We start from the raw sequence: 13,837 nt of genomic DNA, 5'->3' as shown, positions 1-13,837 counted from the left end.
GATGAAACCTTTTATGTCAGAAGTCCATAAAGCAATTTCAGCACATTCCGCAAAACAGCATCAGCATGTCAAAACATTTGTACAGCTTGATTATGAGCGTGAACAGGCCATTGACGAAGCCATTGTAAAATGCAGACAGAATCAACCGTTCACGACAGATGCCATCAATGGCATCACGGCAAAAATGAACCAGCTGGCGAAAAAGGGCATCGTGCCGCAAAGACGATTCGTAAGTGAAGAGATGGTGAAAGAATTCGTCAGCAGACAGTAATGGATGAACCTGCCGCGTGTGTCATCAGCGCTTGCTGTACATACTATCCGTATCTTCTCTAAAGGGGGATATGACCATGGGCAGAACAAAACTGGGAAACAGAAATGCTCAGCAGAATAACAATGCCAAAAAGAAAAACGGCTTCGGACAGAAATTTGATTCTTATGCCGGCCGTGAAGCTGAAAAGCTGATGGCAAGCAATAAAAGACACGGTGAGTAAACGTGACGGCAGCATCTTCCAAATGGGGGGATGCTGTTTTTTTACCGCCTTCTTTGGTAAAATAGGAACATTGAATAAAAAGGAGTATCGATATATGAATAATAAATTACTGCTCGTTGACGGTATGGCGCTTTTGTTCCGCTCATTTTTCGCGACGGCCGTTCATCGCAATTTTATGATAAATGAAAACGGAATTCCCACAAACGGAGTCAACGGTTTTTTAAAGCATCTTATTACAGCGGTTGATACGTTTCAGCCCACACATGTCGTCTGCTGCTGGGATATGGGAAGCAAAACGTACCGCAATGATTTGTTTCAAGATTATAAAGCCAACAGAAGTGAACCGCCGCTAGAGCTGATTCCGCAATTTGATCTGGCGAAAGAAGCAGCGCGAGAGCTCGGTTTTTTAAACATCGGCATAAAAGGCTATGAGGCGGATGACTGTATCGGTACGCTTTCTGCCCTATTTTCCGGGGAAGCGGAAATTACGATTGTAACGGGTGATAAAGATCTGCTTCAATTGCTGAATCATCAAGTTCAAGTAGCGCTGCTGCAAAAGGGTATCGGCAATTATAAGGTATATACAGATGAGATATTCAGAGAAGAAACGGGAGTTCCGCCAAAAGCGCTGATTGACATTAAGGCGCTGATGGGAGACACGAGCGATAACTATCCCGGCGTTAAAGGAATCGGGGAAAAAACGGCGTACAAGCTGATACGTGAATATCAAAACATAGACCGCTTATTAGAAAGCCTCGCTCTCTTGCCGAAGGGCCAGCAAACGAAAATTCAGCAAAGCTTGAAAGAATTGGAGCTGTCAAGGCAGCTTGCTGAAATACATTGCGAGGTACCGTTAGTCTGTACGCTTGAAGAAGCGCTTTTTTCATTGAAGATGGAAGAGGCGGCATTAATGCTCAGACGCCATCAGATAAAAGGAATTGAAAGGATGCTCGAAAAGCTGAACGCCAGAGAGATCAGCTGATCCCTCTAGCGTTTTGTATTGCTTTTTTTTGCGTTGTTTTCAAGGGCTGATTTCGGGTCTTTGTGCGCATTTCCTTCCATATTTCCCTGAGGATTCACGCCCCCGGTCAGCCGGCCTTTATTTTCTTTTCTCATAGCTGTTCACCTCATTTGTAGGATGAACAGTGAGACGCAATTTCATTCCGGTTATTTATTCAGCCGAATCGCTTTTTTTGCGAGCTGATCGGCTGTTTGGTTTTGTCTGCCGGGAATCCACTTAATGAAAAACAATGGAAATCCGGCCTTTAACTGGATGATTTCGTCCACAAACGGCTGGAAAGCCTTGTTTTTAACCGCTTCAAGATCTGCGGCCCGCTCCACGATATCCGAATCCGTCCGGAATGACACGGACTCAAATCCGCGGGCGGCACACAGCTTCATTCCTTCAATTAAAGCGAGAAATTCAGCTTCCTGATTTGAATGGTCGCCGATCGGAATTGAGAAAGATTCTGTTTTCCCGTCATGTTTAATAAAAATACCGATACCGGACGGGCCCGGGTTTCCGGCGCTTGCACCGTCTACATAAATTTCAGCGGGCATCATCCGTCACTCTCCATTCGGTGTCATTCGTTTTGCCGCATACGCATAAGGGACAGAAATGAGTGATACCGCAAATTTAATCAGGTAAGTTGAAATGAAGATGCTGAACCATACGCCCGCGGAATAAACGCCGATAAAGGCCACGGCAGTGAAGATAAATGTATCCAGCAGCTGGCTGAGCGCCGTGCTTCCGCTGTTTCTGAGCCAGAGAAGCCTGTCTGAAGGAAAGATTCTCCGAATGGCTGAATATACATAAACATCTATCGTTTGGCTGAAAATAAAAGCCAAGAGGCTTCCGAGCGCAACACGCGGCAGAAAACCGAAAATCGTCTCAAGGGCCGGCTGTGCGATATCTGAAGCAGCCGGTTTATATAAAAGAGCCCCCTGCATGGCGCATGTCAAAGCGAGCAGAGTGGAAAACCCGAGCCAGACGGCTTTGCGCGCTTCTCTGGGACCGTATTTTTCATTCAGCACATCCGTTGCGAAGAAAACGGTGCCGTACATGATATTTCCCAGTGTCGCCGTAAGCCCGAACAGCTCGACTGTTTTGACAACCTGCAAGTTGGCGCACACCGTGGCGAAACCGATCCATACGAATAGGCCCGTTTTGCCAAATCCTTTATAAAACAGAAGAACAATGATAAAATGAATGACCGCAAATAAGATCCATAACACATCGTTAAACAAAACCTGCTGACTTCCTTTCAATTTGAGAATGGTTTGATTATAGCACACGCCCGTCAACTAATGAATGGTAAGGTGATTTCAATGAATCTTAAGCCGTATATCGAAATAGAAGCAAAAGGAACAGGCCCTGTCGCGTTTTTTTCCGAAGATTGGCTGACCGTTCCGAAAGCGCGCATGCTTGCAAGAGAAGTCAGCCGCTTTCCTTATATAAAAGACATTTATTTTGAGGATGAAAAAGGCGCGAGCTGGACGCTTAAAGAATTAGAAAAGCTTACTGAAGAGCTTGCGCACGAACCTGACGACATTACAGTGTATTTCGACGGCGGCTTTGACAAAACAAGCGGACGCGCCGGACTGGGAATTGTCGTGTATTATTCTCTCGGCGGCAAGCGGCACCGCATACGGAAAAACAAAAGCTTAACGCTTCAGACGAACAATGAGGCGGAATATGCCGCTTTGTACGAAGCCCTTAAGGAAGTGCAGGAACTTGGCGCAAGCAGAAATTCAATCACGATAAGAGGGGATTCCCTCGTCGTTTTGCATCAGCTTGACGGCAGCTGGCCGTGCTATGATGAAACGCAAAACGAATGGCTGGATAAAATTGAAGCGCTGCTCGAATCCTTAAAGCTGACACCGACATATGAAGCCGTAAACCGAAAGGAAAATCAAGAAGCGGATGACCTTGCCAGAAAAATTCTCTCGGACCGGCAGATTGAAAGCCGCATAACATTAGAAGGTAACGGAGATGACTGATATTGGATAAAAAAAGCATTTATAAAGAATTGACTGAGCTTCAGGATGAATATTGCAAAGACTGTTTCGTAAAAAAGCATTTTCGCAAAGAGTTTGGAAAAACGCACGCTCATTCTTTCTGCATCAACCAATGTACGGTGGGGGAGAAGCTGAAAGCCTACGGCAAGGTGCTGACAAATCAATAAAAAATAAAACCGCAGTAGTTTCTGCGGTTTTATTTTTCGAATTCATCGAGCTGATGCTGGCAATCGTCGAGAAGCATTCGCTGCTTTTGCAGAAAATCCTGGTCGAGAGCTTGCAGTTCACTGGATTGTGACATCGTTCTGGCATCCTGAATCGCCTGGTAAGCAGATTCCGCCAAAGTTGAATTTTGGCCCCGGGTAGCCGCTCCCGTTGTTTTCTGGGCCGTTTCTACCGCTAATTCAAGCTGGCGTTTATCCGTCAGTCCGTTTGGAAAAAATTCAGAGTCCATTAAAAAACACCTCCGCAAATAGTTTGGAGATTTTTTTTTAGAAATATGTACGGAAAATAGAAAAAATATATAAAATGAGCCGATATAACTATTGAACCTGATTAATTAGGGCTTAATTACTATTATTCAGGGTATCTTGGGAGAGAAGGGAAAAACCAGCCGTGAATGATAATGATTTAAAAACAATCCTTCAGCAGACATTTAAAGAAATATACGGTGATTTGGGAAATTTAGCGGAAATGGCGAAAAAAGGAATGCCGTCAATGGAGAAACAAATTGAAGAAATCGAGCAGCGCTGCAAGCAGAATCTTGTCGCAATTGAGATTCAGACGGCAATCAAATAGGAGAGGCATACGCCTCTCCTCTATTTGTGTCATCTGATCAACATGTATTGAGTTTAGAGTTTTACAACATTAGAAGCTTGAGGTCCACGATTACCTTCGACAATTTCAAAAGAAACTTCTTGTCCTTCTTCTAATGATTTGTATCCGTCTCCTTCGATAGCAGTGAAGTGAACAAATACGTCGTCTCCGCCTTCAACTTCGATGAAGCCGAATCCTTTTTCGTTATTGAACCATTTTACTTTACCGTTTTGCATATTGCTTAATTCCTCCTAGTACTGTAGCACCTTCGTGCTAAAAAAAATTTTGTCATCATTCAACCGTACGTATGTTTACGTTGTTAAATGATGGTTCAACTATACACCATATGGGAGCGGGCGTCAAGCGGCCGCTCTCTATTTTTCATCTTTATTTTTCCAGTGACAAAGCTTATCCGGAAAAAAACAAAAAGCACACGAATCGTCCGTGTGCTTTTCTCTTACGATAATGCCATATCCGCCTTTTCGGCCATCAGTTCAGATTCTTTTATAATGTCCTGCAAAATGACTTCAGAGGAGTTAGGGAGGTGAAGGCTTTTAATATTGTCCTTCATCCGGTTCAGCTTCTCCTCATCCGCGAGAAGGGAGGTGACAGACTCTAAAATTTCTTCGTGGCGGTTGACCACGACAGCCGCACCGCGATCTTCAAAGAAAATGGCGTTTTCCTTTTCCTGTCCGGGAACCGGTTTGTACAAAATAACGGGTACTCCGATCGCCGTCGCTTCCGTCAGTGTGATGCCGCCCGGTTTCGTGATCATGCAGTCCGTAATACGGAACAGCTCGTCAATTCTTTCTACATAGCCCAGCACTTTCAGCCGGTCGGCATTGTCACCTTCCAAGCTGCTGAGGGATTCTTTCAGCGAGCTGTTTTTGCCGCATACCACCACAACCTGCACCTGATCGTCATGAACGAGATTTTCGCACAGTTCTTTTACGTTTTTCAGCACACCATGCGCTCCCGCCATAATAAGAAGAACTTTTTTGTCGGGAGAGAGATTGTATTTTTTATAAATCGGCTCTTTCGGCATCGATTCCTCGAATTGAGGCCTGATGGGAATGCCCGTGATCTTTACGTTGTTCGGGTGAGTGCCGATTTCAATCAGTTTTTCCTTCACGTAATCTGTGGCGACATAATATTTATCAACATTTTCATGAACCCAGATTTTGTGAAGGCAGAAATCGGTCATAACGTTGAACGTCGGGATCACTTTTCCGGTTCTCCGTCTGTATTCCGGTACGACAATCATCGGAAATGTATTGATAATAATGTCCGGCTTATGCTCTTCGACGAGCTGGCCTAAACGTTTATTTCCCATTTTAAAATAAATATTGAATTTGCGTTTATTATAGATTTTGTCAACTCCGTAATAAAACAAACGATAAAACTGTTTCCCGATTGAGAAGCTTTTTAAATAAAGGTATTGAGTAACCTCTGAAACAATCGGATTTGACTCTTGATACAAATTGGAAACCGTCACATCTAAGCCGAGACGCAGACACTGTTCGTAGAGCGTTTTGGCCACTTGAACATGCCCGTTTCCGTAATTTGCAGTCAAAATTAATACTTTTTTATTGGTATTCAAGTAAATTCACCTCAATGTAATCAACAACAAGCAAGCTTCATGCATCGTAAGGAGTTATTGTCTATAGATAAACATAACACAAGTGCATCATTTTATAATAAGCGCGGCAACATATTTAAACTAAATTTAATTGATATGTTCCATTATTTTAAAGTTTTGTTATACGCATACTGAATCAAGAGTATTTTATCATATTTTTGTCACCGTATCACTCAAAACAAAAATTAATCCCATTCATACGGGGTTTCCTGATATACGTAATAATTCAGCCAATTCATAAACAATAACGTTGCATGAGCTTTCCAGCGGTTAACAGGTTCTTTCCCGCCGGGTGCAAAATAGTGCTTAGGAGCTTCTACGTTTGAAAGATTTCTCTCTATGTCTCTCTCATACTCCTGAAGTAGCGTATCGGTATCATATTCCGGATGACCCGTTAAGAAAATCTGTTTTTCGTCTTTTGAAACGATTAAACAGACCCCCGCTTCCTCTGAAACGCTGAGCACATCCAGATCCGAAGCCGATTGCAGCTGCTCCGTATTAATATCTGTATGCCGTGAGTGGGGCACATAGTATAGCTCGTCAAATCCTCTTACCAATCTCTCATGTTTTTTAAGAACGGTATGCTCAAACACACCGAAGATTTTTTTCGGCAGCTCCACTTTCTCAATGCCGTAATGATAGTATAAACCGGCTTGAGCGCCCCAGCAGATATGGAGGGTTGAAGTGACATTCGTTTTGCTCCATTCCATGATTTCCTTCAATTCTTCCCAGTAAGAAACATCTTCAAACGGCAGGTGCTCAATCGGAGCTCCGGTAATAATCATTCCGTCAAACCGTTTGTGGCGGATGCTGGAAAAATCCGTATAAAATTCATCCAGATGCTGCCTTGCCGTATTTTTTGGAGTATGTGTGCTCGGAATTAAGAACGTAAAGTGAACTTGTAAAGGTGAATTCCCAAGCATCCTGAGGAGCTGGGTTTCCGTTTGGATTTTTTTCGGCATCAGATTTAAAATCACGATCTTCTGCGGCCGGATATCCTGATGAAAAGCCCGGCTTTCATCCATTACAAAGATGTGTTCACTTTCAAGCACCTGCTTAGCGGGCAGGTGATTTGGTATATTAATAGGCAACATGCCACCTCCGTTATTCCCCGTTAATTTTCTTCATTATAGAAATTTTTAAGCCATTTTTCAATCCATCCCGGCGTAATAAACCGCATTTAACGCATAATGACAGGGATAAAAGCGGCAAATGGGCATAAATTCGGAGCGGCTCTTTATTATGACGGGTAAAGAGCCGTTTGGTTCCTCGAAAAAAACGTTTTCCGTTAAGTGGAAGGAAAAAGCGGTTTCCGTTTGTTTTGCAGTGTAAAACAGGTAAAATAAATGAAGAATGTAAATAGGAGGGCCGCAGATGACAATTTACGATATAAACGTACGGACCATAACAGGCGAAGACATGATGCTATCGACTTACAGAGGCAAGGTGATGATCATTGTGAATACAGCAAGCAAATGCGGGTTCACATCCCAGCTCAAGCAGCTTCAGGAGCTCTATGATACATATCGGGAGGAAGGTCTTGAAATATTGGGATTTCCCTGCAACCAATTCATGAACCAAGAACCTGGAAACGAAGCGGAAATTCAAGAGTTCTGTGTGAAAAACTACGGAGTCACATTCCCGATGTTTGCAAAAGTCGATGTCAATGGAGCAGACGCTCATCCTCTCTTCACATATCTGACGGAACAGGCAAAGGGGATGCTCGGCACAAAAGCGGTCAAATGGAATTTCACTAAGTTTATCGTGGACCGAAACGGTGAAGTCACCGGGCGTTTTTCACCGAACGTCAACCCAAAAGAGCTTGAAGATACGGTGCAGAGGCTTTTGGCCCAATAAGAGGTGATACGGTGAACGAAAAAGAGCAGCTGGAAAGCGTCAGGAATTGGGTCAGAGAAAAGCTTATTAATGAACGGACGGGCCATGACTGGCTTCATATTTCCCGGGTCGCAACACTTTCTGTTTATATGGCAAAAGAAGAAGGCGCCGACTTATTTATCACTGAGACGGCCGCGCTGGTTCATGATCTGATTGACGCCAAGCTCGAAAAAAGCGAAAGGCTGACGGCAGGCGAAGTGACAGAACGGCTGGCTGCTTTCAACATCGCGGCTGGCTCCATTCAGGAGATCGCGGATATTATCACGAGAATGTCATTCAGACACAGGGAACTGCTGAAAAAGCGGCCGCTTTCATTGGAGGGGAAAGTTGTTCAGGATGCAGACATGCTTGATGCGATCGGCGCAGCGGGCATCGGCAGGGCTTTTATGTTTGCCGGCGCGAAGGGTCAACCGATGTACGGAACTCAAACAAGTGTGCTGGCCCATATAGAGGATAAATTAATCAAGCTTAAAGGCTTAATGAATACAAAAGCGGGGGCCGGTTTAGCAGAGGAGCGGCATCAATTTCTTTTGCAGTTCGCCGCCCGTATCCAAAAAGAGGCCGGCATTTGCAAAAGCTAAGCGGCGCAATAGAACGCTTGTGCCGACTATGTTAGAATAAGTGTCAGATTGCGCATAGGAGGACCAATATGAAGATTAAATCAATAGAACCGACGCCGAGTCCGAACACGATGAAAGTGATTTTGACTGAAGAGCTTCCGGCAGGGAAAAGCAACAATTACAAACCCGATCAGGCAGATGATGCTCCGGCTGTCGTACGTGATATTTTAAACATTGAAGGAGTAAAGGGCGTTTATCACGTTGCCGATTTCCTGGCTGTGGAGAGAAACGCCCGTTTTGACTGGAAGGAAATTCTGCCTCAGGTCCGTTCCGCTTTCGGAATGGAACATACGGAGCAGTCTGAGAGCCGTTCTGAACAGGAATCGTTCGGTGAAGTGAAGGTTTTCGTACAAATGTTCAGCGGAATCCCGATGCAGGTCAAATTGACGGACGGCGAACGTGAAGAACGCTTCGGCCTTCCGGAACGTTTCCAAGAAGCCATTTTAAAGCTGCGTTCCGAAGCTTCAAATGTCGTATTTGAGCGGGCTTGGAAAGAACAAGGCGTGCGCTTCGGAGATTTTACCGAAATCGGACATGATGTCACAGAAGAGCTTCAGGCCGCCTACAGTGATGAACGGCTCAAACGTCTGACAGAAGCAGCCGCACAGCAAAAGGGTGAGGCCAAACCGGCAGTGCAGCGGAAAGCTTATAAAGTGACATTGGAGATGCTCGATGATGAAGACTGGAAACAGCGCTATGCCCATCTTGAGCAAATGGATCCGGATGAAGACGATTTACCAGTATTGGAAAAGGCGCTGCATGATCCGAAGACTTCGATCAGAAGACAAGCCGTCGTTTATTTGGGAATGATCGAAAAGCCGTCTGTGCTTCCGCTGTTATACAAAGCGCTTGAAGACAAAACGGTGACGGTCAGAAGGACGGCGGGTGACTGTCTGTCGGATCTCGGCGATGCGAGCGCCATCCCGGCCATGATGAAATCGCTCAGTGACTCAAGCAAGCTTGTGCGCTGGCGCGCGGCCATGTTTTTATATGAAGTCGGCGATGAAAGCGCGCTGGAAGCATTAAAAGCGGCGGAAGACGATCCGGAATTCGAAGTCAGCCTGCAAGTCAAAATGGCGATTGAACGGATTGAGCACGGAGAAGAGGCGAAAGGTTCAGTCTGGAAACAGATGACTGAAAGCAGAAAAAAAGAACAGTTATAACAAAAAGGTGCGCCATGCACCTTTTTTATTTGAATTCACTTTTTATAAAAATTATTTAGAATATTGTTGAAAAATGATTCAAAACTCTATATAGTAAGTACAATATTAATTGTTGGAGGGTTTTTATCGAAATACAGAAAGAATAGAAAAGCGAGACAGGGCAAAGATACTGTAAAATTTGCAGAACGCGCCCTAGAATAAACTGAAAATTTTAAAAATAATGCACAGTCTAAAAACAGTAGGGGGATCACCATGGCAGAATTACGCAGCAACATGATCACACAGGGAATTGACAGAGCGCCGCACCGAAGCCTTCTTCGCGCTGCCGGCGTAAAAGAAGAAGACTTCGGCAAGCCGTTTATCGCGGTCTGTAATTCATACATCGATATCGTTCCCGGGCATGTTCACCTGCAGGAATTTGGAAAAATCGTAAAAGAAGCAATCAGGGAAGCGGGCGGTGTGCCTTTTGAATTTAACACGATCGGAGTAGATGACGGAATCGCGATGGGGCATATCGGCATGAGATATTCGCTGCCGAGCCGCGAAATCATTGCCGATTCAGTTGAAACGGTCGTCTCGGCGCACTGGTTTGACGGAATGGTCTGCATTCCGAACTGCGACAAAATTACGCCGGGAATGCTGATGGCGGCTATGCGGATTAATATTCCGACCATTTTTGTCAGCGGGGGGCCGATGGCAGCCGGCCGTACAAGCGACGGCCGCAAAATTTCGCTTTCTTCAGTATTTGAAGGCGTCGGCGCATATCAAGCCGGGAAAATCGGTGAAAGCGACCTGCAGGAGCTGGAACAGTTCGGCTGCCCGACGTGCGGATCTTGTTCGGGCATGTTTACGGCAAACTCCATGAACTGTCTGTCTGAAGCGCTCGGTCTGGCGCTTCCGGGCAACGGAACAATTCTAGCAACTTCACCGGAGAGAAGAGAGTTTGTGAGAAAATCAGCGGCCCAATTGATGGAGACCATCAAAAAAGACATTAAGCCGCGCGATATCGTCACCGAAAAAGCGATTGACAACGCGTTTGCGTTAGACATGGCTCTCGGCGGCTCAACCAACACGGTGCTTCATACGCTTGCGCTTGCCAATGAAGCTGGGGTTGAGTACTCTTTAGAACGCATTAACGAAGTGGCTGAACGAGTGCCTCACTTATCGAAATTGGCGCCGGCCTCGGACGTCTTCATTGAAGATCTGCACGAAGCGGGCGGAGTCTCGGCGGCCCTTAATGAATTGGCGAAAAAAGAAGGGGCGCTTCATCTTGACGCGCTGACTGTAACAGGCCGCACACTCGGAGAAACAATTACGGGTCATGAAGTAAAGGATTATGACGTGATTCATCCGCTTGACAATCCGTTTACCGAAAAAGGCGGTTTGGCCGTCCTGTTTGGGAATCTGGCTCCGGACGGCGCCATTATCAAAACAGGCGGTGTACAGGACGGGATTACAAGACATGAAGGTCCCGCTGTCGTCTTTGATTCCCAGGATGCCGCGCTTGAAGGCATTATAAACCGCAAAGTAAAAGAAGGAGATGTTGTCATTATCCGTTATGAAGGGCCAAAGGGCGGCCCGGGCATGCCGGAGATGCTTGCTCCGACGTCTCAGATTGTCGGAATGGGGCTTGGCCCGAAAGTGGCGCTTATTACAGACGGCCGTTTTTCAGGAGCGTCCCGGGGCCTTTCAATCGGGCACGTATCGCCTGAAGCGGCTGAAGGCGGCCCGCTCGCATTCGTAGAAAACGGCGACCATGTCATCGTTGACATAGAAAAACGGATTTTGGACGTACAAGTGCCTGAAGAAGAATGGGAAAAACGCAAGGCCGAATGGAAAGGCTTCGAGCCGAAAGTAAAAACAGGATATCTGGCCCGGTATTCCAAACTCGTAACAAGCGCCAATACAGGCGGAATCATGAAAATATAAAACAGAGGCCTGAACAATTGAATTCCGGCCCCCTCTATAGTATCCTTGACTTCATATAAGGATTTTAGAGGGGGCTTTTTTATGTCAATGGCTTATGAAGAATATATGCGCCAGCTGGTCGTGCCGATGCGCCGTGAGCTGACGGGTGCGGGTTTTCAGGAATTAACGACTGCTGAAGAAGTAGAAAGTTTTATGGAACAGGCAGAGGGCACGACATTGGTCGTTGTCAACTCCGTGTGCGGCTGTGCAGCCGGTCTTGCCCGTCCGGCTGCGACTCAGGCTGTTTTACAGCATGAAAAAGCGCCTGACCATACGGTTACCGTATTTGCCGGTCAAGATAAAGACGCAACTGCAAAAATGCGTGAATATTTTACGGGGCAGGAACCTTCCTCGCCATCAATGGCGCTGTTAAAAGGGAAAGAGGTCGTTCATTTTATTCCCCGCCACGAAATCGAAGGGCATGACATGGAGGAAATTATGAAAAATCTGACGGATGCCTTCGATGCGCACTGCTGAAATGCCCGAATTCCGGGCATTTTCTTTTTGGAGAAAAAAATGATCACAACGAGTTACAGACCAAGCGAATATACGATACACACAGCGCAGTCACTCAGTGTCAAGCTGGGTGACACTTACTGCAGCCGCAATAAACAGCCCATTGAAAAAATGCTGGAACGAGCGGCTGGCGATCTTTTAGTCATCGGAAAGGAACGGTTCGAACTTTACACGAAGCAAGGGGAGAAGTTCTTTTTTCACCCGAATACAGCGATGTTCCGCGCAAAGCGGTTTTTGAGAGGGGAAGCTGAGCCGTTGTTAAAAGCAGCCGGATTACGCGAAGGGGATTCCTTTTTAGATTGTACGCTCGGCCTGGCATCCGATGCGATTTTGGCAAGCCTGGCAGTCGGAAAAAGCGGACAAGTCATCGGCCTGGAGAAAAACAAGCTTGTCTCATTGCTTGTAGAAACAGGACTTCAAACGTGGGAAACCGGAATGCAGCAGCTCCAAACCGCCATGAAACGCATTCAGGTCAAACATGCCGACTGCGCCGATTATTTGCGGGAGCTTCCTGATTCATCGGTAGATGTCATTTATTTTGACCCGATGTTTCACGAACCTGTAGAAACGTCAGACGGCATTGCACCGCTCCGCGCGCTGGCAGAAGAGGGTTTTAACGAAGAGTGCATCACGCAAGCCGTCCGGGCGGCGAAAAAATGCGTAGTGCTTAAAGACCATTGGAAAAGCCCGCGGTTTGAACGATACGGCTTCAAGGTGCTGAAAAGAAAGACGGCGCTTTTCCACTTTGGTGTCATCCATGTGAGCTCATGATATCATGGGCTTCTTTTTCGTTAATCAGTGATTTCCATAACGACAAAATAAAGCAGCGTGAGAAGTGATACAGTCGCAAATAAAGCGTTAATCATCTCATCCCCTCCTTTTTCTCCTTCTTATTGTAAGCGGTTTATCCGCTCGGTCACAGTTACCAATTTCCCATATTGCATGATAATACGCTGCCGGACATGACGCCGCGCTTTCATCTATGCTAAAATAAAGGAAAAGAGGACAATAAAACAGAGGGGAACAATCTGTCATGAAATTGTGGATGAAAAAGACCCTTGTGGTTCTGTTTACCATTGTAACGTTCGGACTCGTGTCTCCTCCGGCTGCTTTGATGACAGACAAGCCTTCAGGACAGTCGAGCAGTCTTGAGCAGAATGATTACACCGCTTTTTATGATGAACACGCCCTGCCGGGAGAAGAGAAGGCAGGGCGGGAGCCTGAATTACTGTTTCAATCGTATCAGCAGCAGCTTCTCGGTGATGCTGAAAATCAATCATTTTTAAAATTCGGCAGCAAAATCTCTCCGGTCATTGAAGATGATTACAGAAGTGAAATTCTGCCGAAAATCGAAGATGTGATCACAGGACATTTGGCCAAGTTTCAAGATGATGAAGCGTATCAGGATGTGGTTATTTCCAGCAAACCGTCGGCCGGAAAAACTGAAAAAATTTTTCATGTGTATAACAGGCTGACGGGTGAAGATCTTTTAAGGTTCCACGTCCGCCGGGATCATCCTCCGCAAGACGGCTACTGGTTTAATTTTCATTACCATACTGCTGAAGACGGATTTCAATCACATCATGAGCTTGGCAGCATTTACTGGGACCGCAATACGCCGCCTGACTGGATGAGCGTGTAATAGCGAGAAGAAATAAAAAAATCATTTCTGAGAAATTTTGCAGAAATGATTTTTTATTGTGTTACACT

General features: G+C 45.7%; 20 protein-coding genes and 1 pseudogene. 13 read left to right on the top strand and 8 right to left on the bottom strand.

What is annotated here, in order from left to right; translation table 11 throughout:
- The first annotated feature begins 13 nt into the window (after positions 1 to 13).
- From G4O42_RS10200 to G4O42_RS10190, 3 genes are all read left to right on the top strand, one after another.
- Positions 14 to 271, top strand: a complete 258-nt coding sequence (locus G4O42_RS10200; RefSeq protein WP_032873301.1) for a YpbS family protein — start codon at positions 14 to 16, stop codon at positions 269 to 271.
- Positions 272 to 347: 76 nt separating this feature from the next.
- Positions 348 to 491, top strand: a complete 144-nt coding sequence (locus tag G4O42_RS10195; RefSeq protein WP_003153570.1) for a hypothetical protein — start codon at positions 348 to 350, stop codon at positions 489 to 491.
- Positions 492 to 585: 94 nt separating this feature from the next.
- The gene (locus tag G4O42_RS10190) at positions 586 to 1,473 is read left to right on the top strand and encodes a 5'-3' exonuclease (RefSeq protein WP_014418167.1); all 888 of its coding nucleotides are present in this window, start codon (positions 586 to 588) and stop codon (positions 1,471 to 1,473) included.
- 5 nt (positions 1,474 to 1,478) lie between these two features.
- Here the strand turns inward: G4O42_RS10190 and sspL are convergent, their stop codons facing one another.
- From sspL to G4O42_RS10175, 3 genes are read right to left on the bottom strand one after another with little or no spacing between them, the layout of a single operon-like run.
- The gene (gene sspL, locus G4O42_RS10185) at positions 1,479 to 1,607 is read right to left on the bottom strand and encodes a small, acid-soluble spore protein L (protein WP_003153575.1); all 129 of its coding nucleotides are present in this window, start codon (positions 1,605 to 1,607) and stop codon (positions 1,479 to 1,481) included.
- A gap of 51 nt (positions 1,608 to 1,658) precedes the next feature.
- A complete protein-coding gene (locus G4O42_RS10180; protein ID WP_032873511.1) occupies positions 1,659 to 2,051 on the bottom strand; it encodes a reverse transcriptase-like protein in 393 nt (130 codons plus the stop codon).
- A gap of 6 nt (positions 2,052 to 2,057) precedes the next feature.
- Positions 2,058 to 2,738: a queuosine precursor transporter gene (locus G4O42_RS10175; RefSeq protein ID WP_012117815.1), complete on the bottom strand. Its 681-nt coding sequence runs from the start codon at positions 2,736 to 2,738 to the stop codon at positions 2,058 to 2,060.
- An 81-nt stretch (positions 2,739 to 2,819) separates the two neighbouring features.
- Here G4O42_RS10175 and G4O42_RS10170 point away from each other — a divergent pair, with 81 nt between their 5' ends.
- The gene (locus G4O42_RS10170) at positions 2,820 to 3,491 is read left to right on the top strand and encodes a ribonuclease H family protein (RefSeq protein WP_014418166.1); all 672 of its coding nucleotides are present in this window, start codon (positions 2,820 to 2,822) and stop codon (positions 3,489 to 3,491) included.
- Positions 3,492 to 3,493: 2 nt separating this feature from the next.
- Positions 3,494 to 3,676, top strand: a complete 183-nt coding sequence (locus G4O42_RS10165; protein ID WP_003153581.1) for a zinc-finger domain-containing protein — start codon at positions 3,494 to 3,496, stop codon at positions 3,674 to 3,676.
- Positions 3,677 to 3,705: 29 nt separating this feature from the next.
- Here the strand turns inward: G4O42_RS10165 and G4O42_RS10160 are convergent, their stop codons facing one another.
- Positions 3,706 to 3,963 carry a DUF2564 family protein gene (locus tag G4O42_RS10160; protein ID WP_032873303.1) on the bottom strand — a complete coding sequence of 86 codons (258 nt, stop codon included), beginning with the start codon at positions 3,961 to 3,963 and terminating at the stop codon, positions 3,706 to 3,708.
- A gap of 161 nt (positions 3,964 to 4,124) precedes the next feature.
- Here G4O42_RS10160 and G4O42_RS10155 point away from each other — a divergent pair, with 161 nt between their 5' ends.
- A complete protein-coding gene (locus G4O42_RS10155) occupies positions 4,125 to 4,307 on the top strand; it encodes a hypothetical protein (protein WP_032873305.1) in 183 nt (60 codons plus the stop codon).
- 53 nt (positions 4,308 to 4,360) lie between these two features.
- On the opposite strand, the gene cspD is transcribed toward G4O42_RS10155, so the two are convergent.
- The 4 genes and pseudogenes from cspD to metA form a co-directional block, all read right to left on the bottom strand.
- Entirely contained in the window at positions 4,361 to 4,561 is a 201-nt protein-coding gene (gene cspD / locus G4O42_RS10150; protein WP_003230776.1) for a cold-shock protein CspD, read from the bottom strand.
- A gap of 15 nt (positions 4,562 to 4,576) precedes the next feature.
- Positions 4,577 to 4,688: pseudogene (locus G4O42_RS10145) on the bottom strand (hypothetical protein); the annotation flags it as partial.
- Positions 4,689 to 4,782: 94 nt separating this feature from the next.
- Positions 4,783 to 5,925 (bottom strand): diglucosyl diacylglycerol synthase, encoded by a 1,143-nt coding sequence (locus G4O42_RS10140; protein WP_032873307.1) that lies wholly within the window; start codon positions 5,923 to 5,925, stop codon positions 4,783 to 4,785.
- Between the two features lie 224 nt (positions 5,926 to 6,149).
- Complete coding sequence (gene metA / locus G4O42_RS10135) at positions 6,150 to 7,055, bottom strand: homoserine O-acetyltransferase MetA (RefSeq protein WP_003153608.1); 906 nt, start codon at positions 7,053 to 7,055, stop codon at positions 6,150 to 6,152.
- 283 nt (positions 7,056 to 7,338) lie between these two features.
- Here metA and G4O42_RS10130 point away from each other — a divergent pair, with 283 nt between their 5' ends.
- The 7 genes from G4O42_RS10130 (at position 7,339) to G4O42_RS10100 (ending at position 13,769) form a co-directional block, all read left to right on the top strand.
- Positions 7,339 to 7,821, top strand: a complete 483-nt coding sequence (locus tag G4O42_RS10130) for a glutathione peroxidase (protein WP_032873309.1) — start codon at positions 7,339 to 7,341, stop codon at positions 7,819 to 7,821.
- 11 nt (positions 7,822 to 7,832) lie between these two features.
- Positions 7,833 to 8,441 (top strand): HD domain-containing protein, encoded by a 609-nt coding sequence (locus G4O42_RS10125; RefSeq protein WP_032873311.1) that lies wholly within the window; start codon positions 7,833 to 7,835, stop codon positions 8,439 to 8,441.
- A 68-nt stretch (positions 8,442 to 8,509) separates the two neighbouring features.
- A complete protein-coding gene (locus tag G4O42_RS10120; protein WP_032873313.1) occupies positions 8,510 to 9,643 on the top strand; it encodes a conserved virulence factor C family protein in 1,134 nt (377 codons plus the stop codon).
- Between the two features lie 252 nt (positions 9,644 to 9,895).
- A complete protein-coding gene (ilvD, locus tag G4O42_RS10115) occupies positions 9,896 to 11,572 on the top strand; it encodes a dihydroxy-acid dehydratase (RefSeq protein WP_032873315.1) in 1,677 nt (558 codons plus the stop codon).
- A gap of 81 nt (positions 11,573 to 11,653) precedes the next feature.
- Positions 11,654 to 12,088: a BrxA/BrxB family bacilliredoxin gene (locus tag G4O42_RS10110; RefSeq protein WP_003153619.1), complete on the top strand. Its 435-nt coding sequence runs from the start codon at positions 11,654 to 11,656 to the stop codon at positions 12,086 to 12,088.
- A 39-nt stretch (positions 12,089 to 12,127) separates the two neighbouring features.
- Complete coding sequence (locus tag G4O42_RS10105; protein ID WP_032873318.1) at positions 12,128 to 12,898, top strand: class I SAM-dependent methyltransferase; 771 nt, start codon at positions 12,128 to 12,130, stop codon at positions 12,896 to 12,898.
- 262 nt (positions 12,899 to 13,160) lie between these two features.
- Positions 13,161 to 13,769: a YpjP family protein gene (locus G4O42_RS10100; RefSeq protein ID WP_007409526.1), complete on the top strand. Its 609-nt coding sequence runs from the start codon at positions 13,161 to 13,163 to the stop codon at positions 13,767 to 13,769.
- Positions 13,770 to 13,837: the final 68 nt, after the last annotated feature.

This window comes from Bacillus sp. LUNF1 (assembly GCF_011008975.1).
In the GTDB taxonomy this organism is placed as follows: domain Bacteria; phylum Bacillota; class Bacilli; order Bacillales; family Bacillaceae; genus Bacillus; species Bacillus velezensis.
This window is presented reverse-complemented; position numbering and strand designations above follow the sequence as displayed.

Coding starts and splice junctions, on each gene's coding strand:
- G4O42_RS10180 (WP_032873511.1), bottom strand. CDS start 2,051: ATGCCCGCTGAAATTTATGTAGACGGTGCAAGCGCCGGAAACCCGGGC.
- G4O42_RS10110 (WP_003153619.1), top strand. CDS start 11,654: ATGTCAATGGCTTATGAAGAATATATGCGCCAGCTGGTCGTGCCGATG.
- sspL (WP_003153575.1), bottom strand. CDS start 1,607: ATGAGAAAAGAAAATAAAGGCCGGCTGACCGGGGGCGTGAATCCTCAG.
- G4O42_RS10120 (WP_032873313.1), top strand. CDS start 8,510: ATGAAGATTAAATCAATAGAACCGACGCCGAGTCCGAACACGATGAAA.
- G4O42_RS10100 (WP_007409526.1), top strand. CDS start 13,161: ATGAAATTGTGGATGAAAAAGACCCTTGTGGTTCTGTTTACCATTGTA.
- G4O42_RS10190 (WP_014418167.1), top strand. CDS start 586: ATGAATAATAAATTACTGCTCGTTGACGGTATGGCGCTTTTGTTCCGC.
- cspD (WP_003230776.1), bottom strand. CDS start 4,561: ATGCAAAACGGTAAAGTAAAATGGTTCAATAACGAAAAAGGATTCGGC.
- G4O42_RS10170 (WP_014418166.1), top strand. CDS start 2,820: ATGAATCTTAAGCCGTATATCGAAATAGAAGCAAAAGGAACAGGCCCT.
- G4O42_RS10105 (WP_032873318.1), top strand. CDS start 12,128: ATGATCACAACGAGTTACAGACCAAGCGAATATACGATACACACAGCG.
- G4O42_RS10130 (WP_032873309.1), top strand. CDS start 7,339: ATGACAATTTACGATATAAACGTACGGACCATAACAGGCGAAGACATG.
- G4O42_RS10195 (WP_003153570.1), top strand. CDS start 348: ATGGGCAGAACAAAACTGGGAAACAGAAATGCTCAGCAGAATAACAAT.
- ilvD (WP_032873315.1), top strand. CDS start 9,896: ATGGCAGAATTACGCAGCAACATGATCACACAGGGAATTGACAGAGCG.
- G4O42_RS10200 (WP_032873301.1), top strand. CDS start 14: ATGTCAGAAGTCCATAAAGCAATTTCAGCACATTCCGCAAAACAGCAT.
- G4O42_RS10160 (WP_032873303.1), bottom strand. CDS start 3,963: ATGGACTCTGAATTTTTTCCAAACGGACTGACGGATAAACGCCAGCTT.